The organism is Kitasatospora sp. NPDC058243, assembly GCF_042882025.1.
In the GTDB taxonomy this organism is placed as follows: domain Bacteria; phylum Actinomycetota; class Actinomycetes; order Streptomycetales; family Streptomycetaceae; genus Kitasatospora.
The window spans coordinates 1-23,074 of sequence record NZ_JBHVWW010000046.1 but is presented as its reverse complement, the minus strand read 5'-3'; the positions used below and the strand labels follow the sequence as shown (position 1 = coordinate 23,074).

Here is a 23,074-nt window from a genome sequence, read left to right as displayed (position 1 = left end):
CCGGGCGCCTCCCCGGTTTCTCCGGCCACCATGGCACGACCCCCGGGCCCGCGCGCCCTGGACGGCGCCGGCCCGGGGGCCGTCCCCACGGCTCGGGTGCGGTCAGCCCCCACGGCTCGGGTGCGGTCAGCCGCCGCTGCCGTAGGTGGTGTTCGCGCAGATGTCGTCGTCCGCCGAGCGGGCGTCGTTGGTGACGGTGGTGGGCAGCGGCGCCGGGGGCGCCGGGGTGCCGTTCGCGGCCGCGCCGCCCGTCCCGGCGGCCGGGCCGGTGGCGCCGCCGCCGTTGGCCGCCGAGAAGTCCTTGCCGACGATCAGGGTCACGCCCGCCGAGTTGCCGGCCTCGACGCTGGCGCCCGGGAACAGCGCGGCGACCTTGTCGGCGTTCGCCTTCTGCCCGGAGCCGTACTCGATCATGGTGGTCTTGTACTTGGTGCTCGCCGCCTGGCCCGCCGTGGTGGCGACGAACTTGGCGGCCTTCAGCTGCGCGGTCGCCTTGCCGGCCAGGCCGTTCTCGGTCGTCCCGTTGTAGACCGCCACCTTGATCGACGAGTTACCGGCGTCCGCGACCGGCGCGGCGGGCGCGCTGGACGCGGCCGACTGCGACGCGGCCGGTGCGCTCGGGCTGGCGGCGGCGTCCGGCTGCTGGCCGGTGGCGTTCTGCCCGTCGATGGTCTGGTCGGCCTTGAGGGTCTCCCAGAGCTTGTTGGCGTCCGGCTGGACCAGGTCGAGGTCCTTGTCCTGGGTGCGGTAACGCCAGGGCGCCGTCACGAACTTGAGGTCGTGCATGTCGATGTTCTTGAGCGACAGCCCGAAGGAGAGCAGCTTGTCCGCGGAGGCCAGCCCCGGGTCGACCACCAGCGACTTGGTCGCGGCGTCGGCCAGCGGCAGCAGGTTGGTGGGGCTCAGCCCGTCCTTCTTGACCTTGCTCGCGAGCGAGCTGAGGAAGGCCTGCTGGCGCTTCATCCGGCCGATGTCGGAGCCGTCGCCGATGCCGTGCCGCAGGCGCACGTAGTCCAGCGCCTGCTGGCCCTGCACGGTCTGCTTGCCCTGCGGCAGGACGAGGTCGCCCTTCTTGTGCAGGTTGGGGTTGACGTCGCCCTCGTAGATGGCCTTCGGCAGGCAGACGTCGACGCCGTTCACGGCCTTGGTCATCGCGGAGAAGCCGTTGAAGTCGACCACGATGGTGTGGTCGACCCGGATCCCGGTGAGCTTCTCCACCGTGTTCTGGGCGCAGGCCGGGTTGCCGCCGTCGCTGCCGCCGACCGAGAAGGCCGCGTTGAACAGGTCGCTGGACGCCCCCTTGGTCCACTTGCCGTTGGGCAGCTTGCAGGGCGGGATCGGGACCTTCGCGTTGCGCGGGATCGAGATGCCCACGGCGTGCTTGTGGTCGGCGTAGACGTGCAGCAGGATCGTGGTGTCCGAGCGGGCGCCGCCGTCCTCGCCGCCGCCGAGGTCCGAGTTGTTGCCGCCGCGGCTGTCCGAACCGATCAGCAGGACGTTGACCGGCTTGTTGCCGTCCGCGTCGGCCTGCGCCTCCGGCGGGCGGTCGGTGGCTATCGCGTCGCCGTCGAAGGACTTGATGTTGGCGTTCAGCTTGAAGTAGATCGCCCCGCCGGCGCCCGCGATCAGCACCAGCACACCGGCCGCCGACCAGGCGACGATCTTCTTCACGTTCTTCTTGGGCTTGCGGCTGTTGCGCGCCGCCGCCCGGCCGCCGCCGGCCGCCGCCTCCGGCCTGCCGCCGTCCTTGCCAGCGCCCCGACCACCGTCCTTGCCAGCGCCCCGACCGCCGTCCTTGCCAGCGTCCTTGCCGCCGTCCTTGCCAGCGCGGCCAGCGCCCTTGCCCTGGGCGGCGCGTCGGGCCTCCGCCCGGCCGCCGGTACGCGGCGGCGGCACGGACCCATCGCTCCCCGTCGTGAGCGCGCCGGGTGCGTTCTCCCCCCGAGCCGGGCCCTCGCCCCACTGACCTGACATGCGCGTACCTTTCACCGACGGAAGCGACGCCCCGGACGATCTGGCGCACCGCACACAGGGAGACGGTCGGGACCGTTCCCAGGTTGCACATACGAACATCGGTACAAACCGATGAACGTGGCTTCCGATCATATTTAGGCCCGACGCGGTCACCGACCTCCGGTCCACCACCAACCCCGGCCACCACGGCGCAAGCTCGCCACAGAACGCCCGAAACCAGCCGATTACGACGTGACCTACGCCACCTCTCCCCGCCCCAGCGGCACCATCCGGCACCACGCGCCGCACGTCCGCCGCCGCCCGGGACGGTCCGGGGGTTATCCTCACCCCGCCCCAGGGGGATGCCCCCGTTTCTCAAGGCCCGTTCGCTAGACCAGACTCAGCACCATGACCACCGATACCGCGGGGACGCCGACCGCGAAAACCCGGCCGCAGCCGCCCGCCGGACCACCGGACACCGCCCCGCCCGGAACCGGCGGGAGCGACTTCGCCCAACTGCTCGGCCGGATCAGCGCCGAGGCCCTGCTCGACCGACGCCCGGTCTACTACACCGTCCGCGCGGGCCTCGTCCTCGCCGCGTTCCTCGGCGGCTGGTGGGCCATGTTCGCCCTCGGCGACACCTGGCTCCAACTCGGCCTGGCCGCCGCGATGTCCATCGTCTTCGCCCAACTCGGACTGATGGCCCATGACCTGGCGCACCGCCAGGTGTTCACCGGGCGCCGCGCCGGCGAGATCGGCGGCCGCATCGTCGCCAACCTCCTGATGGGCATGAGCTACGGCTGGTGGATGAACAAGCACACCCGCCACCACGCCAACCCCAACCACGAGGAGCGGGACCCGGACGTCTCCCCCGACCTCGTCGTCTGGTCCCAGGACCAGGCCAGGAGGGCCAGCGGAATCGCCCGCTTCATCGGCCGCCGCCAGGCGTTCCTCTTCTTCCCGCTGCTCCTGCTCGAAGGCCTCAACCTCAGCTACAACAGCTTCCGCGCGCTGCGCAGCCCGATCATGAAGCGCCCGTACCTGGAGGGCTTCCTGCTGGTCGCCCACTTCGCCGCCTACCTCGGGCTGGTCTTCGCCGCCCTCCCGGTCGGCAAGGCCTTCGCCTTCCTCGCCGTCCACCAGGCCCTGCTCGGCGTCTACTTGGGCTGCGTCTTCGCCCCCAACCACAAGGGCATGCTGATGGTGACGCCCGGCATGCGGCTCGACTTCCTCCGCCGCCAGGTCCTCACCTCCCGCAACGTCCGCGGCGGCTACTTCATCGACGCCCTGATGGGCGGCCTCAACTACCAGGTCGAGCACCACCTCTTCCCCAGCATGCCCACCCCGGCCCTGCGCCGCGCCGCCGTCCTCACCCGCGACTTCTGCGCCGAGAAGGAGATCGCCTACTACGAGACCGGCCTCTTCCGCTCGTACCGCGAGATCCTCACCCACCTCCACCAGACCGGCGCCCCGATCCGCGCCGCGGCCTGACCCGCCCCACGACCCGCACCACACCGCGGCACCCCGGCTACTCGACCAGCCGGGGTGCCGCAGTGCGTTCACCGGTCGCGGACATGCAAAAGGCCAGGTCAGAGGGTTTCTGACCTGGCCTCGGTTCGGTGGGCCACCAGGGGCTCGAACCCTGAACCTACGGATTAAAAGTCCGCAGCTCTGCCAATTGAGCTAGTGGCCCGTGGCCCTCGTCCCGGTTGGGGAGGGCCACCGTGATCCTACCCGGTGGGGCGCAGGGCTCCGCCAGCGGATTGCGCGGGCGCGCCGGGGGCGGGGGGCGGAGCGTAGTGGGCGGCGCGGACGCGGCGGAGCCAGGATTCGGCGGGGCGCGGGTCCGGGGCGGCGGGGAGGACGCCGGGGCGGGCCAGGCGATCGGCGGCGTCGGCGAGCAGGGACTCGGCGACGGCGGGGCGGTCGGCGATGCGTTCGCCGAGGTCGCGGACGTGTCCGGGGTCGGCGAGGCGGACCAGGTTGTGGCCGGTCTCGTGCAGCCGGACGGCCTGCGCGACCAGCCGGACCAGGTGCCGGGCGTGCTTGGCGGCCCGGCTGCGGGTGACCGGGTCGGTGGTGTCGCGGGTCAGCAGTTTGCGGAACTGCTGCTCTGCGTAACCGAGATAGGCCTTCCGGACGGCCGATTCACTGAGGAAACTCGAGCGGATCTCGACCAGCTCGGCACCGAGCGGGGTGCGGATCTCGTACAGGTCGTCCGGCAGCCAGACGAGCTCGGAGGCGGTCGGGTTGCAGGACAGCGCCAGACGGCACCACTTGGCGGCCTCGTGCAGGGTGACGTCGGGCCCGGTGGTGACGTGCGACTCGGCCGGGCGGTGCAGACCGTGCAGCTCCTCGGTGGGGGCGGCGTACAGGCCGAGCCGGTCGACGTCGGAGCCGGCGTGGGCGAAGCCGTACGCGGTGGAGCCGACCACGCCGGAGAGCAGGACGGTGCCGGGGACGGCGGGTGCGGGTGCGTCGGGCATCGTCGGTCTCCTCTCGACCGGCCGGCTGGCAGGACGGTGCCGGCGGTGAGGGTGGTGGCGGTGAGGGTGGTGGTGGCGCCGCTACCGCATCCTCGCCGGTCCGGGCCGCTCCGGGCGAACGATTTCCGCGCCGGGGCCCGCCCCGGCCGGTCCGCCGGGTAGCGTACCGGCCATGTCGACCACCATCCCCGACGACGGCGTCCTGATCGTCACCGGCGCCGGCCGCGGCATCGGCGCCGCCACCGCCCTGCTCGCCGCCCGGCGCGGCTACCGGGTCTGCGTCAACTACCGCACGGACGAGGCCTCGGCCACCGCCGTGGTGGACGCCGTCCGGGCCGAGGGCGGCACCGCGCTCGCCGTCCGGGCCGACGTCACCCGCACCGCCGAGGTGGAGCGGCTGTTCACCACCGTGGACGCCGAACTCGGGCTGCTCACCGGCCTGGTGAACAACGCCGGCACGCTGGAGAGGCAGTGCCGGCTGGAGGACATCGACGAGGACCGGCTGAACCGGATCTGGGCCGCCAACATCACCGGCCCGTTCCTGTGCGCGGCCCAGGCCGTCCGCCGGATGTCCACCCGGCACGGCGGCCGCGGCGGTGCCATCGTCAACGTGTCCTCGGCCGCCTCGCGGCTCGGCTCGCCCAACGAGTACGTCGACTACGCGGCCGCCAAGGGCGCCGTCGACTCGATGACCCGCGGCCTCGCCCTGGAGGTCGCCGCCGAGGGGATCCGGGTCAACGCCGTCCGCCCCGGCCTGATCCACACCGACATCCACGCCCTCGGCGGCGAGCCCGGCCGGGTCGACCGGGTCGCCCCCGGACTGCCGATGCGGCGCGGCGGACGGGCGGAGGAGGTCGCCGAGGCGATCCTCTTCCTGCTCTCCCCCGCCGCCTCGTACACCACCAACGCGTTCCTGGACGTCTCCGGCGGGCGCTGAAAGGTTCCCTCCGGTTTCCTTCCGCCGGCCCGCCCGCCGCCCGTACCGTGGGGCCATGACCGACGCCTTCATCGACATCCCCGGTGTGCGCAACTTCCGTGACGCGGGCGGGATCGGCGCCCTGCGGCGGGGCGTGCTCTACCGCTCCGGCTCCTTCCACACCCTCACCGACGAGGGCGCCCGGCGCCTCAAGGCCCTCGGCCTGCGCACCGTCCTCGACCTGCGCAGTCCGGTCGAGCTGGAGGTCTGGCCCGACCTGCGGCACGGCCTCGACCACGAGGCCCTCAACCTGCCGACCCTGCCCGCCAACCGCGAGGACGTCGACCAGCCCTGGCCCGAGGACCAGGCGGCGCTCTACCCCTTCATGGCCCGGACCGCCGGCCCGTCCCTCGCCGCCGTCGTCCGCCGCCTCGCCGCCCCCGGCGCGCTGCCCGCCCTCGTGCACTGCGCCGTCGGCAAGGACCGCACCGGCCTGACCATCGCCGTCCTGCAGTCCCTGCTCGGCGCCTCGGAGGCCGACGTCACCGCCGACTTCCTGCTCTCCAACGTCGGCCTCGGCCTCGACCGGGGCCCCACCCCCTACGTCGACGAGACCGGCACCGAACGCGTCTCCCGCCCCGTCACCGCCGAACTCCTCGCCTCCGCCCTCGGCTGGATCCACACCCGGCACTCCTCCCTCCCCGCCTACCTCCGCGCCCACGGCGTCACCGACGAGGAGCTGACCGCCCTGCGCACCAACCTGTCGGCCTGACCGGGTAGCCGCAGATAGGACCCGCCAGGCTCACTGGTGACCACCAGCCTGGGCTACCAACCAACCGTTCTGAGGTCAGCCTGCGGTAGCAACCCTCAGAACGAGGTCGGCCTCCTGGTAGTACTGCGCGGAGTTGAACAGACGGACGATGTGCAGGACCTCCTCCGGCGGTCGCCTGGCCGCACTGTGCAGAAGTGCGTCGGCAGCAACGACGAGCCCCTTTCCTTGGCAGGCCATCACGACATCCGGAATCCGGTGCACCGGGAGCTTGGCGCCGGCTTCGGCAAGAACCAGATGGGCATCCCGGTCACGTCCTGCCCGGAGGTGCCGGATCGCCTCATCAAGGCCGGCTTCAAACGGGGTGGAAGCCGCGACGTTCTGCCGGTCCCCCACGGGGAGGGGGACCGGCAGAACAGGCCCGCCGCCCCCCTTCGTCTCGGCGAGCCGGCTCTGCACGGCCTGATCGGCTGGCGCTTCTTCAGGAACGCGCTGCCTTTCGAGAGCTGTGGCCACAGGGATCTGACCGTCGGCACAGCTTTGGCCGTGGTGGCCACAGTGGGCGCACGTCCGGTGCTGTTCCTCCCTGCAACGCTCGCACGGCCGACGGGATGCCCGTTCGTGCAGTTGCTTCAGCTGAGGCCACGACCACGCCAGATCCCCGCCCGCATCCCCGCGCGCCGCTGTGTGAAGCCGCAAAAGCACGCCCAGAACCGGAACGTTCCGGGCATGCAGGTAGCCGCTGAGAGCACTCTCCGAAACTGTCAGACGTTTCGCATTGGCTGCCATGGTGCCTGGGTTGGGGGTGCCTGGAGGCACGTCCTTCGAATGCGGGTGCGGCTTGAGCCGACCGTAGAGCGCGCACATGGCCTTCGCGAGCTCCTGCTGCTCCGGCGTGCTCCCTTCAACAAAGCTCCCGCCGACTTGGCCAAGCGGTGGCACAGCCCCTCCTCAGTGTCCACACAGTACTGGCCACCCGAGTGTGTCCGATCAATCCGGCTGGGAGAAGGCGATCCTCTTCAGACTATCCGCGAAAGATCGCTGGCGGCTGGCGCCAGCACTGATCCCCGTTCTTAACTGGACCTGTCCACGTGGGTGGTCCGATGCACTGGGCCGCTTCCACGGCCATGCGCACTGCAGCCCGCGTGGACTCCCCTCGCACTCGACTGAAAGGAACGGCCATGGCGCTCCCCTCCTGGGAGGACACCAACCTCGGCTCGATGAAGCGAGTGGCTCTCTGGCTGGCTACCGCGGCCGGCGAAGGTGGGATCTTCACGTACGCGCAGCTCCGCGACGTGTTCCCGGGCGTGGCGCAGATCGACCGCAGGGTGCGTGATCTCCGGAGCCGGGGCTGGCGGATCGACACTGCGCGCGAAGACACCCGTCTCGGCGCCAACGAACTGCGCCTCGTGGCCATCGGCGAAGCTGTCTGGGAGGACCGCAAGGGCCCTGGGAAGGACACGTCCGGGCTTACCGGCACCCGGCGCCGCGACGTCCTGGCCAAGGACGGCCACATCTGCCGCAGCTGTGGCATCTCGCCGGGTGAGGAATACGCCGAGTCCTACGAAAGGTCCCAACTCGACATCGCCCGCCGCGAAGTACGGCTCGTGGACGGCACCACGGCTGTCGAGCTCATCACCGAGTGCCGGCGCTGCCGGGTAGGAGCCCCGCGGTTGGAGACCGACGTGGCCCAGACGATTGCGGAGATTTCCCATCTCGGCACGATGGAGCTCCGGATGCTCTCCTCCTGGGTTGCGGGGGACAAGCGGGATTTCGGCAAGGTCGAGCTGCTGTGGGCGGCCTACCGCACCATGCCGGCGGACTCCCGGGCCCGTTTCAGGGCCGCACTCGAATCCAGCCTGGGTTAAGTCCTGCCCTGAGCCGTCCCGTACAAGCCGTCGCCATCATATGAAACAGCGCGTTTCCCACGCAGAGGAGAACTAGGTTCATGAGTCCGGACCTTGGCCGGCCGCCGATGGCCGCCTACAACCAGGATCTGGTGGAGAAGCGGCTCCGCGAGGCTTCCCTGGCCGGCGGGGTGCGTGAGTCGGTGAAGATCGAGTGGCGCAGCCAGCCGCTCAACGTCGAAGTCATCGACATGCCGACCGACAGCCTCTACTACAACCCAGGGACCCATCGCATCCGGGCCCAGCGAAGCCACGACCCCCGGCTCAACGAAGCGCTCGATATCAGCCCCTGGAGTACGGAGAGCCAGGAGTACCTGCACCACCTGCTCCAGGCCAAACCGTCGAATCCCAACGAGACCGACCCCGACTTCTCAGAGCTGAAGAAGAGCGTCAAGGACTTCGGGCAGAACGACCCCGGTCTGATCACCCGGGACGGGATCCTCGTCAACGGCAATTCGCGACGTGCCGCGCTGAAGGAGCTCGGCCAGCAAACCATCCGAGTGGGAGTTCTCCCGGGCGACTGCACCTGGGCCGATATCAGCGCGGTGGAGCTGTCGCTCCAGCTGCGCAAGGACCACCGGCGGGACTACTCCTACATCAACCGGCTACTGGCAATTGAGGAGCAGGTCGCCCTCGGCAGGCCAATCGGAAGCGTCGCCCACGACTTCCGGTCCAACTCGACCGCGTGCGAGCAGGACCTGTGGATCCTGTCCTGCATCCGCGAGATGATCGACCGCAGTTCCAGCGGGGGTATCGCCCTTCGGCTCGTCGATTTCGAAGAGCACCAGGAGAAGCTGAAGGAGCTTCGTCGGCGATACGCGAAGGAAGTCGCCGCGAACCAGCGGGAGAACGCGGAGCTGATCAAGGAGGCACGTCTCGCCGCCATGATTCTCGGCTTCTCCAAGACTGATGTCCGGGTCATCGAAGAGGATTTCCATGACCGGTACCTCAGTAAGCAGCTGCCCGAAGAGCTCCGGCAGCCCACCGCCAAGAGCCCGTCAACGGTGGCCATTCCGGGACTGAACCGGTCAGTGCGGCCCGCTGAGACGTCCAAAGTCGTGGCGGCAAAGGCCTTCACGGACTCGGTGCTCCGCTTCAAAGCAGCTGCGGCCGCAGCCGACAAGCTCCCCCCGGAGGAGATCAGGGCTGCTTCGCTGAGCGTCAAAGCCGCTCACGAAGCGGTCGAGGGAGCTCTTGACCCGGCTGGCCGCGATGCCCGGCTGCGGAAGCGGAAGCGAGCCGCACCGGACCGACTGAACGACGCGGCCCAGGACATCGACCAGTGCATTACCGACCTGGTACTGTCCCGCGGTTCCCGCAGTCTCGACGAGGAAGCGTTCGACGAGGCCGTTCTCCAGCTCCGTGACGCCCTTGCCAAGCTGGCCAAGGAGGCACAGCGCAGCGTCACCGAAGCCGGGGATGGAGTCACCTGGTTGTTGAATGCCGTACGGCAGGAGAACTAGTGAGCCTGACAGCAGAACCGTCTCTGCAGATCGGCTTCGACGTCACGCGAACCGCCGCTGTCCTCCGGGCAGCGGCGGGGTTCCACAATGACCTCGCGCGATTGTCCATGCGGTTTGGCAACGGCGGCATGCGCGGCCCTGCATCGGCCGAGATTCCGTTGGACGACTTCCTGGCCAGCCTTGAGGAGCTCGGCAGCTGGCCCGCCCCGGAGAGCGTGCAGTGGGAGGAAGCTCTCGCCGAACTGGCCGGCAGTGTCCTTGACGATGCCGAGACCGCCAGCAGGCGGCTCTCCGGTGACGTCACGGATGAATCCACCATTCAGCCGGACATGGTGCCTACGCTCCTCGGCGACACCTGGAAGGCCGGGCTGACCTCCTTCCAACGGCGTGATGTCGCCCGGCTGCTCTCGTTGCGGCACGGCGCCAACTTCAGTGTTCCCGGAGCGGGCAAGACTCGCGCCACCCTGGCGGTCTTCGCAGCCCTTCGCGAGCAACGGGAGGTCAGCAGACTCCTCGTGGTCAGCCCGAAGTCCGCCTACGAGGCATGGCAGACGGAGGCTGCACTGTGCTTCGAGCAGCCCCCTCAGACAACCGTCCTGTCGGGCCAGCCAGATCCTGCCACCGAGATCCTGATCGTCAACTACGAGCGGCTCGACCGCCAACTGGCCGCCCTTGCCGGATGGCTGAAGGCTGCGCCCAGCATGCTTGTGCTCGACGAGGCACATCGGATGAAGTTGGGCTCGCAGGGAATCTATGGCGCTGCCTGCATGGCGCTTGGACCGCTCAGCAAGCGTCGGCTCATCCTCACAGGAACGCCGGCACCCAACGGCGCCAAGGACCTTGAGAACTTGCTCTCCTTCGTCTGGCCCGGTCACGGACGCCGCGTCGTCAGCCAGGCCGTCGGGGGGGGCGATCTCGCGCATGCCAGCGCGGTGCTCCGCCCTCTGTATACCCGCACTACGAAGCGCGAACTCGATCTTCCCCCAGCCGTGACTACCATCCGGTACGTCAACATGCCCGCCCTTCACCGGGAGATCTACGACGCGCTGGCGGGACAGTATTCGTCACGGGCCGAAGCTGTCCGGTCTGATTTCGAAGCACTCGGGAAATCGATGCTCCGAATGCTGATGGCCGCGACCAGTCCCGCTCTTCTCATCGAAGGCAGCAGCGCCTACGAGCCGCTTGAGTACCGGCTTGATCCGCTGGATGCGCCAGCCAGCGCCTCATTGCAGAGCCTCATGGCGGAACTTCCGGCGTACGAAATTTCACCGAAGTACCACGAGGCCCTTCAGCTAGTGGCCATCAACGCGGCCCGGGGCCGGAAGACCCTGGTCTGGGCCAGTTTCGTGAGAAGTCTGACGACCCTCGAACTCATGCTCAAGGACTTCCGCCCTGCTCTCGTCCACGGCGGCACGGCCGACCGGGAAGAGCAGATCCGGCGGTTCCGGGAGGATCCCGACTGCATGGTGCTGATCTCCAATCCCGCCACCCTGGGCGAAGGCATCAGCCTGCACCAGGTGTGCCACGACGCCGTCTACGTAGACCGGGACTTCCAGGCCGGGCGGTTCCTGCAGAGCCTCGACCGGATCCACCGTCTGGGGCTTGCGCCCGGTACCGAGACCCGGATCACTGTCCTGGCCTGCCGTGGCTCGGTCGACGAAACGGTCGCTAAACGGCTGGAACAGAAGCTCCAGTTCATGGGCCAGATCCTTGACGACCCGGCGGTGCGACAGTTGGCCGATCTCCGGGAAGAGCCTTCTGTCACAACCGGGATGGATATGGCGGACATCCAGGCGTTCCTGGAACACCTCGATGCCACAGCTACCCGCTGAGGGAACCATGAGGGCCGCACTGCGCTGGCTCCGTGCACTGCGCACGGACGACATCTTCCGGGTGCGGGCCCTCTTCACCAGCCACGACTCGTTTTCCGACCTGACCCCCGGCCAGTACGACGACGGCCTGGCCTGGCTGCGGCGGATAGGTTTGGTGCCAGTACCTCGCCAGCCGGTCACGCAGTCCCCAACGGAGGAACGGTTGCTCCGTCTTCAGTTGCTGGACAGATCCCTTGAGGCGGCGCGTCCAGACTGGCTGGACGACAGCTCCGGCACTGCCTCCACCAAACCCGAGCTGCCGCTGGCGGGGCAGAGGCTGGCTGCCACTCTCGGTCTCAGCAGCAGTGACGCGGCGACGGCAGTCTCCAAGGCCTGGCTCGTCGAGCGCGCACGGCTCGGAGCCGCGGGGGAGAACGCCCTGGTGGCACTGCTCCAGCGCACGGTGCATGCGGAAGTCCTCCACGTGTCTGCGGTCTCGGACCGATTCGGCTACGACATCGCGGTGGAGTCAGACCGCTGCAGCGTCCACCTCGAAGTGAAAAGCACCTCAAACGCCGACGCAAGGGTGCTGTTCCTGTCACGCCATGAGTACGAGACGATGCGGGCCGACTCCGCGTGGTACCTGGTTTTCCTGGTCCTCGACCGACAGGACCGGTTGGCGTCCGTCACCACCGTCGCCCGGGAATGGATCGCCGACGTCGTCCCAGTCGACCGGCAAACCCGCAGTTCACAGTGGGCCTCGGCCCGGCTGCTGGTCCCCTCGACGGCCCTGACACCGGGGATTCCTGCGGTCAGGCAGTGGATCCGGACAGACACCGCGTCCGGCCCACCGGGCCAGAACCCGTCTGCTCTTCTTCTCGCCGGAACCGGCACAGCCCCCCAGTAGGTGAGCAGGCAGTCACACTGTCCTAGCTTCCTGGCACAATCAGCCGGAGCCACCAACAGGTGCCGACGAGTCCAGCGGGCACAGCACGCCTCCGCCTCTGCGACACTTGGCTTTTGCGTGTCACAGCAAGGGAGGACGACCCATGACGACCAGTGCCAACCGGCTGACCTCAGTCGAGATCTGTGCGGGCGCTGGCGGCCAAGCGGTCGGCCTCCACCAGGCCGGCTTCAGGCACCTCGCGCTCGTCGAGCTGGACAAGCATGCGGCTGCTGCTCTGAGAAAGAACGTGGAGCAGCGCGATGGGTGGGAATGGGAGCGGAAAAACAAAGCCGTCCACCAGCTAGATGTAAAAGAATTCGAGCCAGCCGATCGCTTGCCAAAGTTCGAACCGTTCGAAATCGACCTGCTAGCAGGCGGAGTCCCCTGCCCGCCGTTCTCGCTGGCCGGCCACCAACTCGGGCAGGACGACGAGCGGGACCTTTTTCCGACCATGCTCAAACTGGTTGGGAAGATTCTCCCCAAGGCCGTCATGATCGAAAATGTCCGCGGCCTCCTCCAGCCCGAGCACAAGTTCTCCGGATACCGGAAGCAGATCATCTCGGAGCTGGAAGAGCTCGGTTATCACGTCTACAAGTGGGACGTCATCGAGTCGGCCGACTACGGCGTCCCCCAGCTCCGGCCGCGGGCAATTCTTGTTGCCATCCACACGAAGTATTACGTGGAGAAGTTCCAGTGGCCCACCGGGAAAGCCGGGCGCACGACGGTCTTTGAGGCGCTGAAGAAGAGCATGAGCGAACGCTACCGGCAGGCGAAGAAGCTCTACCCGGAACTCGCTGACCAGCTTGAGGCGAGGCATCAACACTGGAAGAGCCAGGCTCGCACAAAGGACGTCGCGCCCACTCTTGTCGGAGGCTCAAAGAAGCACGGCGGCGCCGATCTTGGCCCCAGCCGCGCCAAGGCCGCCTGGAAGGCCCTCGGCATCGACGCGATGGGCGTGGCCAACGATGCTGGCGAGGAGACCAACGTGCTCCGCGACCTCCTCGACAACAACGGCCCGAAGCTCACCGTCCAGCAGGCAGCCATCATCCAGGGTTTCCCTGAGGACTGGCATTTCGAAGGTGGGAAGACGGCCCGCTACCGTCAGGTCGGAAACGCATTCCCGCCACCGGTGGCCAAGGCGTTTGGGGAGAGCATTGCCGAGGTGCTTCGGCTCGGCCCTCGGCCGGAGGATGACCCGCAGCTGTCACCATCCTCCACGCCGGGCTCTAACGGCGCCGTCGATGACCAGGGCACATTCCTCTGGTGACTCGTGCTCCCAGAACCTGAGGACGATCCATCCAGCTTCCTCTAGCCGGGAGTCCGTATCGCGATCACGCAAGACATTCCGGGTTACTTTTTCCGACCAATAACCTGGATTTGTTCTGGGAGAGACGTAGTGCTCGGGACACCCGTGCCAGTAGCAACCGTCCACAAAAACGGCGACCTTCGCCGGACCGAACACCAAGTCAGCCGTCCGGCGCAGGCCTGGCAGTGGACGAGCAGCCACCCGATATCGCAAGCCGCCCGCGTGGACAAGCTGCCTGATCCGCAACTCTGGCTTGGTGTCACGGCTACGGATCGCCTGCATATTCCGTCGGCGCGCTGCGGAGGACGCCCACGAGCCCTTCGGCGGGACCCAGCTGTCAGTCATGACTTCCCTACCTTGATCAAACCTCTGTCTCCAGGCTAGAACGCAGTCGACGTCAGTCCTGGCGTTCGAAGCGCCACCACTGGGCGGGCGAGTCGGTGTCCTCCCACTGGTGGACGGTGGGGTCGGGGGGTGCGGCGGCGGTGAGGGGCTTGCCGCTGATGAAGCTGGTGATGGTGTAGGTGCCGGGAGCATCCACGTGGGCTTCGAGGAGCCACTCCTGGGCGCCGAAGGCGTTGGCGGACCACTGCTGGATGGGGACGCCGTCGTCGGTGGAGGCGCCGGTGACGTCGAGGCGCTTGCCACTGGCGGCGTTCTCCAGGTGGAAAAGGGCGCCGCCCAGGTGGACGGCGGTGAGCTGCCAGAGCTGGGCGTCGGAGCCGTCGTCCGCGCCCTGGCGGACGCGGGCGCCGCTGCGTCGGCTGCCGTCGGCGACTTCGAGCAGCAGGCCGCTGTCGACGTTGCGGATCTGGTAGCGGCCGTCGGTGATCTCGGTGTCAGTCACGCTCGCAGTCTGCCAGCGGGGGCTGACAGGCCTCGTAGCCGAGGACGCCGGAGAGGACGGCGGCCTGCTGGAGACTGGAGGCCCGGACGGGCGCGCGGAGCGGGCGGGCTATGGTCGGAAGCCGGAACAGGAAGTCGGGACAACCTCTACGAGTGGAGTCGACGATGGCGAAGGTCCCCAACGTGCTCTCGGCCGCCGCGCCCGCCGCGCTGACCGCGGCGAGCGGCCTGGTGGGCGGTTACGGCGTCGCCCGCTGGAGCGGCCGGCGCGAACTGGGCGGCGCGGTGCTGGCGGTGGCCGGTGCCGGGGCGGCCGCGCAGTGGCATCGCAGCTCGGGCGCGGCCACCGCGGCGGCGCTGACCGGCCTGTACGTGGCGGCGTTCGGCGGCTCGCATCCGCTGGCGAAGAAGATCGGCGCCTGGCCGTCGGTCTTCGCCGTCACCGGTGTGGTCGCGGCGGCCTCGACGGCCGCGACGGCGCTGGCCGCCCGCAAGCGGTAGCGGCACCCGGCGCGAGCCGTGCATCGGCCCGCTCACCGGCCTCGGCGGCCTCACCGGCGGCACCCGGCGGCGGCCTCAGCGCACCGCCGCGCCGGGCTGCGCCGCCCCGCCGAACCGCGCCTCGAACGCGGCCCGGTTCGCCGAGACCGGTGAGCGGTCCCAGACCGCGAACACCACCCGTTCGAAGGCCGCCCCGTACCGGGAGAGCGCGCCCTCGAAGGCCTCGGCGACCTGGGCCGGGTCGTTGCGGAACACCCCGCAGCCCCAGGCCCCGAGCACCAGCGTGCGGACCTCGTGCCGGGCCGCCGCCGCGAGCACCCGGACGGCCCGCTCGGCGAGCACGCCCCGGACGTCCACGTCGGCCGAGCGCCGTTCCAGCTGGCCCGCGTTGGGTGCGGGCGAGGTCAGGAAGGTGACCGGGTACGGCCGCGCCAGCAGGTCGCCGCCCCGGCCGCGGATCACCGGTACGTCGGGCGAGACGATCACCCGGTGGCTGTACCGGAGGTCGGTGGAGGCGCGGTGCGCCTCGTAGTAGTCCGGCGCCTCCAGCAGGCAGGTGTAGAGCAGCGCGCTGCGGCACAGGTCCTCCTCCTGGGCGCGGGCGCCGCGCAGGTAGCCGCCGCCGGGGTTGCGCGCGGAGGCGAAGTTGAGCACCCCGACCGGGCCCGCCCCGCCCTCGACCAGGCGCCGGGCGGCCTCGATGCTGCCTTCGGCCGTCACCTCCACCGCCCCGACGGGCCCACCGGGCCGATCCGGCCCTGGCCCCGGGCCCCCGCCCCGCAGCAGCGCGTCCAGCGCCGGCGGCGCGTACGACACCGTGCCGGCCCTGGCGGCCGCCAACTGCTCCCCCACCGTGACGAGTTCGCCACCGGCTGCCCGGTAGCTCCCCCGCTCGGCGATCTCCTCGTTCACCCGGGCCACGTCATGCAGTCTGCTGCTCATGTCCGGGACGCTACGGGACTTCCGCCGGGCCGCGCCACAGGTTATTCTCAGCTGCAGAACAACACCTCGGGGGTGCAAGGGGTACCGGGGGAGGTACCCGGGGGTATCGGGGGAACACGACGGGCCCGCTCCAGTGCATGGAGCGGGCCCGTCGTGTGTGTTCAGCTGTTCAGCTGTTCAGCTGCCGGTGGTCAACCACCGGCCGTACGGCGTCAGTTCTTCCAGCGCGGCTTGCGGTCGTCACGGTTGAAGCCACCGGAACGGTCGCGGTCGAAGCCGCCCGAGCGGGCGCCGCCACGGTCGTCACGGTCACGGCCGAAGCCACCACCGGAGGCCTGCGGACGGCCGCCGGAGCGGTGGTCGTCACGACGCGCGAACGGACGGTTGTTGCTGCCGCCGCGCTCGTCACGGTCCCGGCCGAAGGACGGGCGGTCACCGAAGGTGCGGGCCGGGCGGTCACCGAAGGAACGGCCACCACGGTCGTCGCGGTCACGGTTGAAGCCACCGGAACGGTCGCGGTCGAAGCCACCACCGGTGCGGGCCGGGCGGTCACCGAAGGAACGGCCACCACGGTCGTCACGGTCACGGTTGAAACCGCCCGAGCGGGCGCCGCCACGGTCGTCACGGTCGCCGAAGGAACGGCCGCCACGGTCGTCACGGTCACGGTTGAAGCCACCCGAGCGGGCGCCGCCACGGTCGTCACGGTCGCGGTTGAAGCCACCCGAGCGGCCACCACGGTCGTCGCGGTCACCGAAGGAACGGCCACCACGGTCGTCACGGTCACGGTTGAAGCCACCGGAACGGCCACCACGGTCGTCACGGTCGCGGTTGAAGGCCGGACGCTCGGTGCGCGCCTCGCGGTACGAAGTCGTGCGCTCCTCGGCCTGCGGCGCGGCGGCCGGAGCCGGCGCCTCGGTGGCCGGGGTCTCCGCAGCGGCCTCGTCGCCCGCCTCGGCGGCCGGGGCCTCGTCCTCGATGCCCAGCTCGGCCCGCTCGCGGGCGGCCCGCGCGGCCAGGCGGTCGGCCTCCTCGCGCAGCTCGGTGGTGCGGCGCTGCGCGCGCTCCAGCTGGCGGGTCATGTCGGCGAGCTCGCGCTCGGCGGCACCGGCGATGCCGGCCGCGCTCTCGGCCTGGACCTCGATCAGCGAACGGGCGCCGGTGATCTTGGCGACCTCGGCGTCGAAGGCGTGGTCGAGGATGTGGCGCGAGGCGTCGACGCCCGCGTCCTCCATCAGGCGGAAGACGCCGCGGCGCTGGTGCGGCAGCACCAGGGTGACGACGGCGCCGGAGCGCCCGGCCCGGGCGGTGCGGCCGGAGCGGTGCAGGTAGTCCTTGTGGTCGCCGGCCGGGTCCACGTTGAGGACCAGGTCGATGCCGTCGACGTGGATGCCGCGGGCGGCGACGTCGGTGGCGACGACGACGTTGACGTAGCCGTCCTTGAAGTCGCCGAGGACGCGGGTACGGGCGCCCTGGGTCATCCCGCCGTGCAGCGCGTCGGCCTTCACGCCGGCCTCGATGAGCTGCTCGGCGACGCGGTCGGCGCCCATCTGGGTGCGGACGAAGATGATCGTGCGGCCCTTGCGGGCGGCGATCGCGTTGGTGATCGGCGCCTTGTCCTTGGGCTTCACCACGAGGATGTGGTGGGTCATGGTGGTGACCGCGCCGGCCGACGGGTCGACCTCGTGGGTGACCGGGTTCTTCAGGTAGCGCTTGACCAGGGTGTCGATCTCGTTCTCCAGGGTGGCGGAGAACAGCAGGCGCTGGCCACCGGCCGGCACCTGGTCGAGGATCTCGGTGACCTCGGGCAGGAAGCCCATGTCGGCCATCTGGTCGGCCTCGTCGAGCACGACGGTCCGGACGTCGGCCAGCTTGGCGCTGCCGCGGTTCAGCAGGTCGCGCAGACGGCCGGGGGTGGCGACCAGGACGTCGACGCCGCGCTCCAGCGCGTAGATCTGGTTCGACATCGAGGTGCCGCCGCAGACGACCTTGAGCTTGAGGCCGAGCACCGAGCCGAACGGCTCCAGGGCGTCGGCCACCTGCATGGCCAGCTCGCGGGTCGGGACGAGGATCAGGCCGCGCGGGTGCTTGGGCTTGGTGCGCTCGCCGTCGGCGAGGCGGGTCAGCAGCGGCAGGCCGAAGCTGAGGGTCTTGCCGGAGCCGGTACGGCCACGGCCCAGCACGTCCTTGCCGGCCAGGGCGTCCGGGATGGTCGCAGCCTGGATCGGGAACGGGGTGGTGACACCGCGCTTGGCGAGGGCGCGCACGACGTCGTCGTGCAGGCCCAGGTCGCCGAAGGTGATGGTGGGCTCGGCGGGCTCCTCGGCCTCGACGGCGTCGGCGTTCAGCTCGACGTCGGCGTCGGTGGGCTCGACGGCCTCAACGGCCTCGACGGTGTCGGTGAGGGTGTCGGCGGTGTCGGTGACATCGGCGGCGGCCTCGCTCGCGGGCATGGCGAAGCGGGCGTCGTCAACGAGAGACATGTAAAACCTTCCGGAAGTGGCACGCGCCAAAGTCCGGGGGTTCTGTTTCACAACCGCCTCTATGCGGTCAGCCACGGATCGCCGGAACGCGCCAAGGGCGCCAGATGGGAATAGGGCGCCAGTCAAATGAATCAAACGAACGATCTACCACCATAGACGAACCTCGGGATCAGAGGCAAATGCCCTGGCCAGACCGCTAATGCCCACCCGCATGCGGGCTCGGGGCCGAGGAACCGGAGTTACCGGCCGAGGGCTCCGGGGTCGGTGGGACGGTCGCGGCCGGTGAGGTGTGCTCGGGCTCGGGGGACGTCGAGGGGCGGCTGCTCGGCGTGGCCGACGGTGTGCCCGCCGTACCGCCGGAGCGGCCCTCACCGGTGCCGCCGGCCCCGCCCGCGCCCCCGGTACCCGCCGCACCGCCGGTACCGGCCGACGCGCCGCCGCCCGGCCGGGGCGCGGGGCTGGCACTCGCGCCCCCCGCCGAACCGTTCGCGCCGGTGCCGGCCGGCGCGGGGTCCACGGCGGGCGCCCCCGGCACCGGGACCACGCCGGCGGCCGCGCCGTTCACGCCGGGCGCGACCTCGCCCGCCGCCGTGGCCGTCGCCCCGGCCGGCGCGTTCTCGCCCTGCAAGCCCCCCGGACGCTCCGGGCGCCCGGACGCACTCCCCGGATGCGCGCCGCTCGGCGAGGCCGACGGCCCACTCGTCACCCCCGGCTTGCCCGCCGGACCGACCTGCCCGACCGGCGCCACCCCGCGCTTCACCTCCGCCTCCGGACCGACCGACATGCACCCCGTCAGCCCCAGCCCGGCCACCGCCAGCACCGCCGCCGCACGCACCGAAGCCGTACGCGCCGAAACCGCACGCGCCGAAGCCGTACGCACCACCGCCCGAACCGCCCGCACCGAAGCCACCGAGCTCCCTCTCCACCGCCCCACCCGGGCCGCCCACTGCTCGCGCGGCCGCTTTTCGGTGCCCAACGCGCGCCCGCCCCGACGGGACACGGGCAGCGCGCCAGGAAGCGCCCGGGCCGCCTCCGCCACAGCCCGCCGAACCGGCACGGCCCGCCGAGGCAGACCGGCAGACCGGCCCGGCCTGCTCAGCCCCAGAACGCCGAGGCCAGCCCCGCCCCCGCGTACACCGCGGCCAGCCCCACCACCACGCTGCCCACCACGTTCGCCAGCGCGTACCGCCCCGCCCCGGTCTCGACCAGCCGCAGCGTCTCGTACGAGAAGGTCGAGTACGTGGTCAGCGCCCCGCACAGCCCCGTCCCCAGCAGCACCTGGACCTGCGGGGACGCGGCCCCCGCCGCCACCGCCCCGGTCACCAGGCCGAGCACCGTGCAGCCGACCGCGTTCACCGCGAACGTCCCCCAGGGGAACACCGAGTCGTGCCGGGCCTGCACCGCCCGGTCGGTCAGGTACCGCAGCGGCGCGCCGACCACCGCGCCCGCCACCACCAGCAGCCAGTTCACCCCGAAGCCCCTTCCCGCCCCACGTACCTGACCACTTCGCAGCGGTCCAGCAGCACCAAGCCCTCCGCCACCAGCCCGTCCAACTGCGGCAGGAACGCCCGCACCCGCTCCTCCTCGTCCACGATCACCACCGCCACCGGCAGGTCCTCGCTCAGCGACAGCAGCCGCGCCGTGTGCACCAGCGACGACGCCCCGAACCCCTCGATCCCCCGGAACACGCTCGCCCCGGCCAGCCCCGCCGCCCGCGCCCGGTGCACGATCTCGCTGTACAGCGGCCGGTGGTGCCAGCGGTCGTTCTCCCCCACCAGCACGGTCAGCCGCAGCGCCGGCCCGCTCAACCTGCTCACCGCACGCCCCCGCCTGCACGGGCGACCAGACGGCGCGTCAGCCCGGCCGCCACCCACACCGCGCCGAGCGCGCCCAGCAGCGTCAGCCCCAGGTACGCCAGCCCGAGCCCGAGCCGCCCCTCCTCCACCAGCCGCCGGATGTCCACCGCGTACGTCGAGAAGGTGGTGAAGCCGCCCAGCACCCCGGTGCCGAAGAACGGCCGCAGCAGCGGGTGCGCCGGACGCCCCTCGGTGATCACCACCAGGAACACCCCGATCACCGCGCACCCGACCACGTTGATCAGCAGCGTCGTCCACGGGAACGCCGCCGGGCCGTTCGCCCAGGCCAGCCCGGCGCCGTACCGCGCCACCGACCCGATCGCCCCGCCCACCGCGATCACCGCCACGGCCGGCCCCTGCCCGCGCCACACCGGCGGCCGTCTCCGGGCGACCGCCCCTTCGCCCACCGGCCGGGTCCGCGCCGGGCCGTCCACCGTGCCGTCCGAGGTCGCCATAACCCCATCAAACACCGGCTCCCGCCGTCTGGCACAGCGTCACTCCAGACCCGACAATGAACCGGTGGAGATGACCCGGGACGAGTTCGAGACGCTGGTCAGCGACGCCCTCGACCAGATTCCCCCGCAGCTCGCGGCCATGATGGACAACGTCGCCGTCTTCGTCGAGGACGAGCCCGACCCCGCCGACCCGGAACTCCTCGGCCTCTACGAGGGCACCCCGCTCACCGAACGCGGCGAGTGGTACGCGGGCGTCCTGCCCGACCGGATCCTCATCTACCGCGGCCCCACCCTCCGGCACTGCGAGACCCACGACCAGGTCGTCGCCGAAGTCCGCACCACGGTCATCCACGAGGTCGCCCACCACTTCGGCTTCGACGACCACGAACTCGACGAACTCGGCTGGTCCTGACCCCCGCCGTGAGCGGCCCTCGGGCGGCCCGGCCCCCACCCACCCGGCCGAAACCCGTTTTGGCGATCCGCCCTGCATCCCATATGCTTCTCGACGTCCCCGAACGCTGGGAACAGCGGGACAGGCCGCAAGCCCTCATCGTCTAGTGGCCCAGGACGCCGCCCTTTCAAGGCGGTAGCACGGGTTCGAATCCCGTTGGGGGCACGCAGTACCGTAGTAAAAAGCAGTGCCGCAAGACCTTAGTGGGAAACCACTACAAGGTCCCGTGGAGCAGTTGGTTAGCTCGCCACCCTGTCAAGGTGGAGGTCGCGGGTTCAAGTCCCGTCGGGATCGCTCGTCTCGCAAGAGGCGGTGCAGTACGGCCAGGTAGCTCAGTTGGTACGAGCGTCCGCCTGAAAAGCGGAAGGTCGCCGGTTCGACCCCGGCCCTGGCCACAACGCATGACCAGGCATTATGCCCCCGAAGCAGCTCGCTTCGGGGGCATTTTCGCGTTGTTCGACGCCAACGGCACAGCCGACGGTCACCGCCCTCCCGCATGACGTCAAGTACGTGACGTACTTGACGTACTTCGCCGGCCGCGCGACCCTGGTTCTCGGACGAGGAGGCTTCCCATGACAGCAGTCCACTACGAGAGCTACACCGAAGCCCGAGCGCACCTGAAGGATCTGCTGGACGCAGCGGGGCAAGGCCGGATCGCGACCGTTCGCCGGGACACCGGATACGCGGCCGTAGTCGACGCAGGGCGGCTACGCCGCGCCCTCACGCTGTTGTGCCCCTCCAAGGCCGAGGTGGTCGCCGAGGGCGGTGGCTGGTCGGTGTTCTTCCCCGGCCTGCCGGTCGCAGCGGACGGCGGCACGTTCGACGAGGCCATCGACGAGATGATCGACGCGCTCCGCGAGTATGCGGAGGACTGGCAGGACCGACTGCTGAGCGCTCCGAACCATCGCGACAACTGGGGCCTGGTTCAGCTGATCGGTCTCAGCGACGACGCACAACTCCGTGATTGGCTGCTCGGAGTCGCGAAGTGACCTGGCCCCAGCCGACACGCGAACGGCACGAGCAGTTCTGCAAGGTTGAAGGCTGGGAACGCGTACGTGACGCGCGCGGCCGCACCGGCACCCACCACGTCACCTACGAATTCGGGCTCCCCGACGGGCGGATCCTGCGTACTCGGGTGTCGCATCCGGTCGACCGCAGCGTGTACGGCGCGGGCATGTGGGCGCACATCCTCCGCGACCAGCTGGATGTGACAGAGGATGTCTTCTGGCCGTGCGTCCTGGACGGCGCGCTTCCCGATCGAGGCGCGCCCGAGCCACCACGCGAGGCGCTTCCCGCAGATCTGGTCCACATGCTGATCAACCGTGTCGGACTCACCGAGAACCAGGTCGCCGAGCTGAACAAGGCCCAGGCGATCGCGCGACTCCAGCAGTTCTGGACCGAGGGCCACTGACACCAGTTGCCGGGTCGCCGCCTGGGCCGCTGCGGCTTCCGGCCCCCGCAGATCTCGAAGTCCATCGCACACCTTGAACTGGGGTGTTGCGACGACCGTTGGAACCCAAGATTTCGCTGCGGGGCTTCCGCCGTTCCGGGGGCCCGGGGCCTGGGGCCGGGCGCCGACTACGCTGGGTGCCGGACACCGGTGGATTCGGTTCGGGAGGCGTCGCACTCATGACCCCGGAACACTTCGAGCTCCTGGAAGCGGCCCGCAGGAGCCTGCCCGACGGCTTCAAGGTGGAGCTCTCCGGCGACACCATCACCATGACGGTGAGCCCCTCGGGGATCCACCAGCGCAACCTGCTGGTGGTGCGCCGGCAGTTCGACGCCCACACCCCGGCCGGGCTGCTGCCGAGCGAGAACACCGATCTGATCTCGCCCAACGTCGGGAAGAGCCGCAATCCCGACCTGACGTACCTTCCGGACGACGCGCTGGCCACCACCGACACTGATAGTTCTAACCGGGTCCCTGGTGGTCGTGGCTCTGCCACTGACTGACGCCCTGCTGGGCTGTCCTCCGGTTGTTCTGTC

Annotated in this window: 22 protein-coding genes, 4 tRNA genes and 1 pseudogene; 16 read left to right on the top strand and 11 right to left on the bottom strand. The window is 70.2% G+C overall.

All coding sequences use genetic code 11. From position 1 onward, the window contains the following. Nucleotides 1-126 precede the first annotated feature (126 nt). The gene (locus ACFVX9_RS26355; RefSeq protein WP_387983722.1) at nt 127-1,896 is read right to left on the bottom strand and encodes an LCP family protein; all 1,770 of its coding nucleotides are present in this window, start codon (nt 1,894-1,896) and stop codon (nt 127-129) included. 465 nt (nt 1,897-2,361) lie between these two features. Here ACFVX9_RS26355 and ACFVX9_RS26350 point away from each other — a divergent pair, with 465 nt between their 5' ends. Then, nucleotides 2,362-3,444: a fatty acid desaturase family protein gene (locus tag ACFVX9_RS26350; RefSeq protein ID WP_380374892.1), complete on the top strand. Its 1,083-nt coding sequence runs from the start codon at nt 2,362-2,364 to the stop codon at nt 3,442-3,444. A gap of 129 nt (nt 3,445-3,573) precedes the next feature. Here the strand turns inward: ACFVX9_RS26350 and ACFVX9_RS26345 are convergent. Both ACFVX9_RS26345 and ACFVX9_RS26340 read right to left on the bottom strand, forming a co-directional pair. Next, nucleotides 3,574-3,646 (bottom strand) — tRNA-Lys (locus ACFVX9_RS26345). 37 nt (nt 3,647-3,683) lie between these two features. After that, the gene (locus ACFVX9_RS26340; RefSeq protein WP_387983720.1) at nt 3,684-4,439 is read right to left on the bottom strand and encodes a DNA polymerase beta superfamily protein; all 756 of its coding nucleotides are present in this window, start codon (nt 4,437-4,439) and stop codon (nt 3,684-3,686) included. A gap of 172 nt (nt 4,440-4,611) precedes the next feature. Here ACFVX9_RS26340 and ACFVX9_RS26335 point away from each other — a divergent pair, with 172 nt between their 5' ends. Next, nucleotides 4,612-5,376, top strand: a complete 765-nt coding sequence (locus ACFVX9_RS26335) for an SDR family oxidoreductase (protein WP_387983718.1) — start codon at nt 4,612-4,614, stop codon at nt 5,374-5,376. A gap of 55 nt (nt 5,377-5,431) precedes the next feature. Beyond that, entirely contained in the window at nt 5,432-6,127 is a 696-nt protein-coding gene (locus ACFVX9_RS26330; protein WP_380374895.1) for a tyrosine-protein phosphatase, read from the top strand. Nucleotides 6,128-6,202: 75 nt separating this feature from the next. Here ACFVX9_RS26330 and ACFVX9_RS26325 read toward each other — a convergent pair whose 3' ends face one another. Further along, nucleotides 6,203-7,066, bottom strand: a complete 864-nt coding sequence (locus tag ACFVX9_RS26325) for a hypothetical protein (RefSeq protein WP_380482356.1) — start codon at nt 7,064-7,066, stop codon at nt 6,203-6,205. 239 nt (nt 7,067-7,305) lie between these two features. Here ACFVX9_RS26325 and ACFVX9_RS26320 point away from each other — a divergent pair, with 239 nt between their 5' ends. The 5 genes from ACFVX9_RS26320 (at nt 7,306) to ACFVX9_RS26300 (ending at nt 13,518) form a co-directional block, all read left to right on the top strand. Then, on the top strand, nt 7,306-7,992 hold the full coding sequence (locus tag ACFVX9_RS26320) for a hypothetical protein (protein WP_380482357.1): 687 nt from the start codon (nt 7,306-7,308) through the stop codon (nt 7,990-7,992). 80 nt (nt 7,993-8,072) lie between these two features. Then, nucleotides 8,073-9,494: a ParB N-terminal domain-containing protein gene (locus ACFVX9_RS26315; RefSeq protein WP_380482359.1), complete on the top strand. Its 1,422-nt coding sequence runs from the start codon at nt 8,073-8,075 to the stop codon at nt 9,492-9,494. Beyond that, entirely contained in the window at nt 9,494-11,326 is a 1,833-nt protein-coding gene (locus ACFVX9_RS26310) for a DEAD/DEAH box helicase (RefSeq protein WP_387983715.1), read from the top strand. Before ACFVX9_RS26315 ends, ACFVX9_RS26310 begins: the two co-directional genes overlap by 1 nt. A 7-nt stretch (nt 11,327-11,333) precedes the next feature. Continuing rightward, complete coding sequence (locus ACFVX9_RS26305; protein WP_380427455.1) at nt 11,334-12,212, top strand: protein NO VEIN domain-containing protein; 879 nt, start codon at nt 11,334-11,336, stop codon at nt 12,210-12,212. A gap of 142 nt (nt 12,213-12,354) precedes the next feature. After that, nucleotides 12,355-13,518 (top strand): DNA cytosine methyltransferase, encoded by a 1,164-nt coding sequence (locus ACFVX9_RS26300; protein ID WP_380482363.1) that lies wholly within the window; start codon nt 12,355-12,357, stop codon nt 13,516-13,518. On the opposite strand, the gene ACFVX9_RS26295 is transcribed toward ACFVX9_RS26300, so the two are convergent. Together ACFVX9_RS26295 and ACFVX9_RS26290 are read right to left on the bottom strand one after the other, a co-directional pair. Then, on the bottom strand, nt 13,456-13,902 hold the full coding sequence (locus tag ACFVX9_RS26295) for a very short patch repair endonuclease (RefSeq protein WP_380482365.1): 447 nt from the start codon (nt 13,900-13,902) through the stop codon (nt 13,456-13,458). The genes ACFVX9_RS26300 and ACFVX9_RS26295 overlap by 63 nt on opposite strands. Before the next feature lie 52 nt (nt 13,903-13,954). Next, nucleotides 13,955-14,410: pseudogene (locus ACFVX9_RS26290) on the bottom strand (RICIN domain-containing protein); the annotation flags it as partial. A 158-nt stretch (nt 14,411-14,568) separates the two neighbouring features. Between ACFVX9_RS26290 and ACFVX9_RS26285 the strand changes: the two are divergent. Beyond that, nucleotides 14,569-14,904: a hypothetical protein gene (locus ACFVX9_RS26285; RefSeq protein ID WP_063348325.1), complete on the top strand. Its 336-nt coding sequence runs from the start codon at nt 14,569-14,571 to the stop codon at nt 14,902-14,904. A 75-nt stretch (nt 14,905-14,979) separates the two neighbouring features. Here ACFVX9_RS26285 and ACFVX9_RS26280 read toward each other — a convergent pair whose 3' ends face one another. The 5 genes from ACFVX9_RS26280 to crcB (ACFVX9_RS26260) all read right to left on the bottom strand — a co-directional run bounded on the left by ACFVX9_RS26280 (nt 14,980) and on the right by crcB (ACFVX9_RS26260) (nt 20,637). Then, nucleotides 14,980-15,846, bottom strand: coding sequence for a TIGR02452 family protein (locus ACFVX9_RS26280; RefSeq protein ID WP_387983711.1), 867 nt, complete (start codon nt 15,844-15,846; stop codon nt 14,980-14,982). Nucleotides 15,847-16,058: 212 nt separating this feature from the next. After that, entirely contained in the window at nt 16,059-18,326 is a 2,268-nt protein-coding gene (locus tag ACFVX9_RS26275; protein WP_387983709.1) for a DEAD/DEAH box helicase, read from the bottom strand. A gap of 1,095 nt (nt 18,327-19,421) precedes the next feature. After that, nucleotides 19,422-19,796 (bottom strand): fluoride efflux transporter CrcB, encoded by a 375-nt coding sequence (crcB, locus tag ACFVX9_RS26270; RefSeq protein WP_387983707.1) that lies wholly within the window; start codon nt 19,794-19,796, stop codon nt 19,422-19,424. After that, nucleotides 19,793-20,143 (bottom strand): DUF190 domain-containing protein, encoded by a 351-nt coding sequence (locus ACFVX9_RS26265; RefSeq protein ID WP_063348329.1) that lies wholly within the window; start codon nt 20,141-20,143, stop codon nt 19,793-19,795. Before ACFVX9_RS26265 ends, crcB (ACFVX9_RS26270) begins: the two co-directional genes overlap by 4 nt. After that, a complete protein-coding gene (gene crcB / locus ACFVX9_RS26260; protein ID WP_380374905.1) occupies nt 20,140-20,637 on the bottom strand; it encodes a fluoride efflux transporter CrcB in 498 nt (165 codons plus the stop codon). Before crcB (ACFVX9_RS26260) ends, ACFVX9_RS26265 begins: the two co-directional genes overlap by 4 nt. A 70-nt stretch (nt 20,638-20,707) precedes the next feature. Between crcB (ACFVX9_RS26260) and ACFVX9_RS26255 the strand changes: the two genes are divergently transcribed. From ACFVX9_RS26255 to ACFVX9_RS26225, 7 genes are all read left to right on the top strand, one after another. Then, complete coding sequence (locus ACFVX9_RS26255) at nt 20,708-21,049, top strand: metallopeptidase family protein (RefSeq protein WP_063348331.1); 342 nt, start codon at nt 20,708-20,710, stop codon at nt 21,047-21,049. Between the two features lie 131 nt (nt 21,050-21,180). After that, nucleotides 21,181-21,253: transfer RNA gene (locus ACFVX9_RS26250), tRNA-Glu, on the top strand. 55 nt (nt 21,254-21,308) lie between these two features. Continuing rightward, a tRNA-Asp gene (locus tag ACFVX9_RS26245) sits at nt 21,309-21,382 on the top strand. Between the two features lie 27 nt (nt 21,383-21,409). Next, a tRNA-Phe gene (locus ACFVX9_RS26240) sits at nt 21,410-21,483 on the top strand. A 177-nt stretch (nt 21,484-21,660) separates the two neighbouring features. Then, nucleotides 21,661-22,077 carry a prevent-host-death protein gene (locus ACFVX9_RS26235; protein ID WP_363376862.1) on the top strand — a complete coding sequence of 139 codons (417 nt, stop codon included), beginning with the start codon at nt 21,661-21,663 and terminating at the stop codon, nt 22,075-22,077. After that, a complete protein-coding gene (locus tag ACFVX9_RS26230) occupies nt 22,074-22,499 on the top strand; it encodes a cytotoxic translational repressor of toxin-antitoxin stability system (RefSeq protein WP_387983706.1) in 426 nt (141 codons plus the stop codon). The genes ACFVX9_RS26235 and ACFVX9_RS26230 overlap by 4 nt, the downstream gene beginning before the upstream one ends. Nucleotides 22,500-22,717: 218 nt before the next feature. Beyond that, nucleotides 22,718-23,041 carry a hypothetical protein gene (locus tag ACFVX9_RS26225; RefSeq protein ID WP_387983705.1) on the top strand — a complete coding sequence of 108 codons (324 nt, stop codon included), beginning with the start codon at nt 22,718-22,720 and terminating at the stop codon, nt 23,039-23,041. Nucleotides 23,042-23,074 lie beyond the last annotated feature (33 nt).

Bases quoted from the DNA above. Each gene is read 5' to 3' on its own strand.
- ACFVX9_RS26275 (WP_387983709.1), bottom strand. From the start codon at position 18,326: ATGTCTCTCGTTGACGACGCCCGCTTCGCCATGCCCGCGAGCGAGGCC.
- ACFVX9_RS26295 (WP_380482365.1), bottom strand. From the start codon at position 13,902: ATGACTGACAGCTGGGTCCCGCCGAAGGGCTCGTGGGCGTCCTCCGCA.
- ACFVX9_RS26225 (WP_387983705.1), top strand. From the start codon at position 22,718: ATGACCCCGGAACACTTCGAGCTCCTGGAAGCGGCCCGCAGGAGCCTG.
- ACFVX9_RS26350 (WP_380374892.1), top strand. From the start codon at position 2,362: ATGACCACCGATACCGCGGGGACGCCGACCGCGAAAACCCGGCCGCAG.
- ACFVX9_RS26340 (WP_387983720.1), bottom strand. From the start codon at position 4,439: ATGCCCGACGCACCCGCACCCGCCGTCCCCGGCACCGTCCTGCTCTCC.
- ACFVX9_RS26255 (WP_063348331.1), top strand. From the start codon at position 20,708: ATGACCCGGGACGAGTTCGAGACGCTGGTCAGCGACGCCCTCGACCAG.
- ACFVX9_RS26280 (WP_387983711.1), bottom strand. From the start codon at position 15,846: ATGAGCAGCAGACTGCATGACGTGGCCCGGGTGAACGAGGAGATCGCC.
- crcB (WP_380374905.1), bottom strand. From the start codon at position 20,637: ATGGCGACCTCGGACGGCACGGTGGACGGCCCGGCGCGGACCCGGCCG.
- ACFVX9_RS26300 (WP_380482363.1), top strand. From the start codon at position 12,355: ATGACGACCAGTGCCAACCGGCTGACCTCAGTCGAGATCTGTGCGGGC.
- ACFVX9_RS26315 (WP_380482359.1), top strand. From the start codon at position 8,073: ATGAGTCCGGACCTTGGCCGGCCGCCGATGGCCGCCTACAACCAGGAT.
- ACFVX9_RS26320 (WP_380482357.1), top strand. From the start codon at position 7,306: ATGGCGCTCCCCTCCTGGGAGGACACCAACCTCGGCTCGATGAAGCGA.
- ACFVX9_RS26335 (WP_387983718.1), top strand. From the start codon at position 4,612: ATGTCGACCACCATCCCCGACGACGGCGTCCTGATCGTCACCGGCGCC.
- ACFVX9_RS26330 (WP_380374895.1), top strand. From the start codon at position 5,432: ATGACCGACGCCTTCATCGACATCCCCGGTGTGCGCAACTTCCGTGAC.
- ACFVX9_RS26305 (WP_380427455.1), top strand. From the start codon at position 11,334: ATGAGGGCCGCACTGCGCTGGCTCCGTGCACTGCGCACGGACGACATC.
- ACFVX9_RS26285 (WP_063348325.1), top strand. From the start codon at position 14,569: ATGGCGAAGGTCCCCAACGTGCTCTCGGCCGCCGCGCCCGCCGCGCTG.
- ACFVX9_RS26235 (WP_363376862.1), top strand. From the start codon at position 21,661: ATGACAGCAGTCCACTACGAGAGCTACACCGAAGCCCGAGCGCACCTG.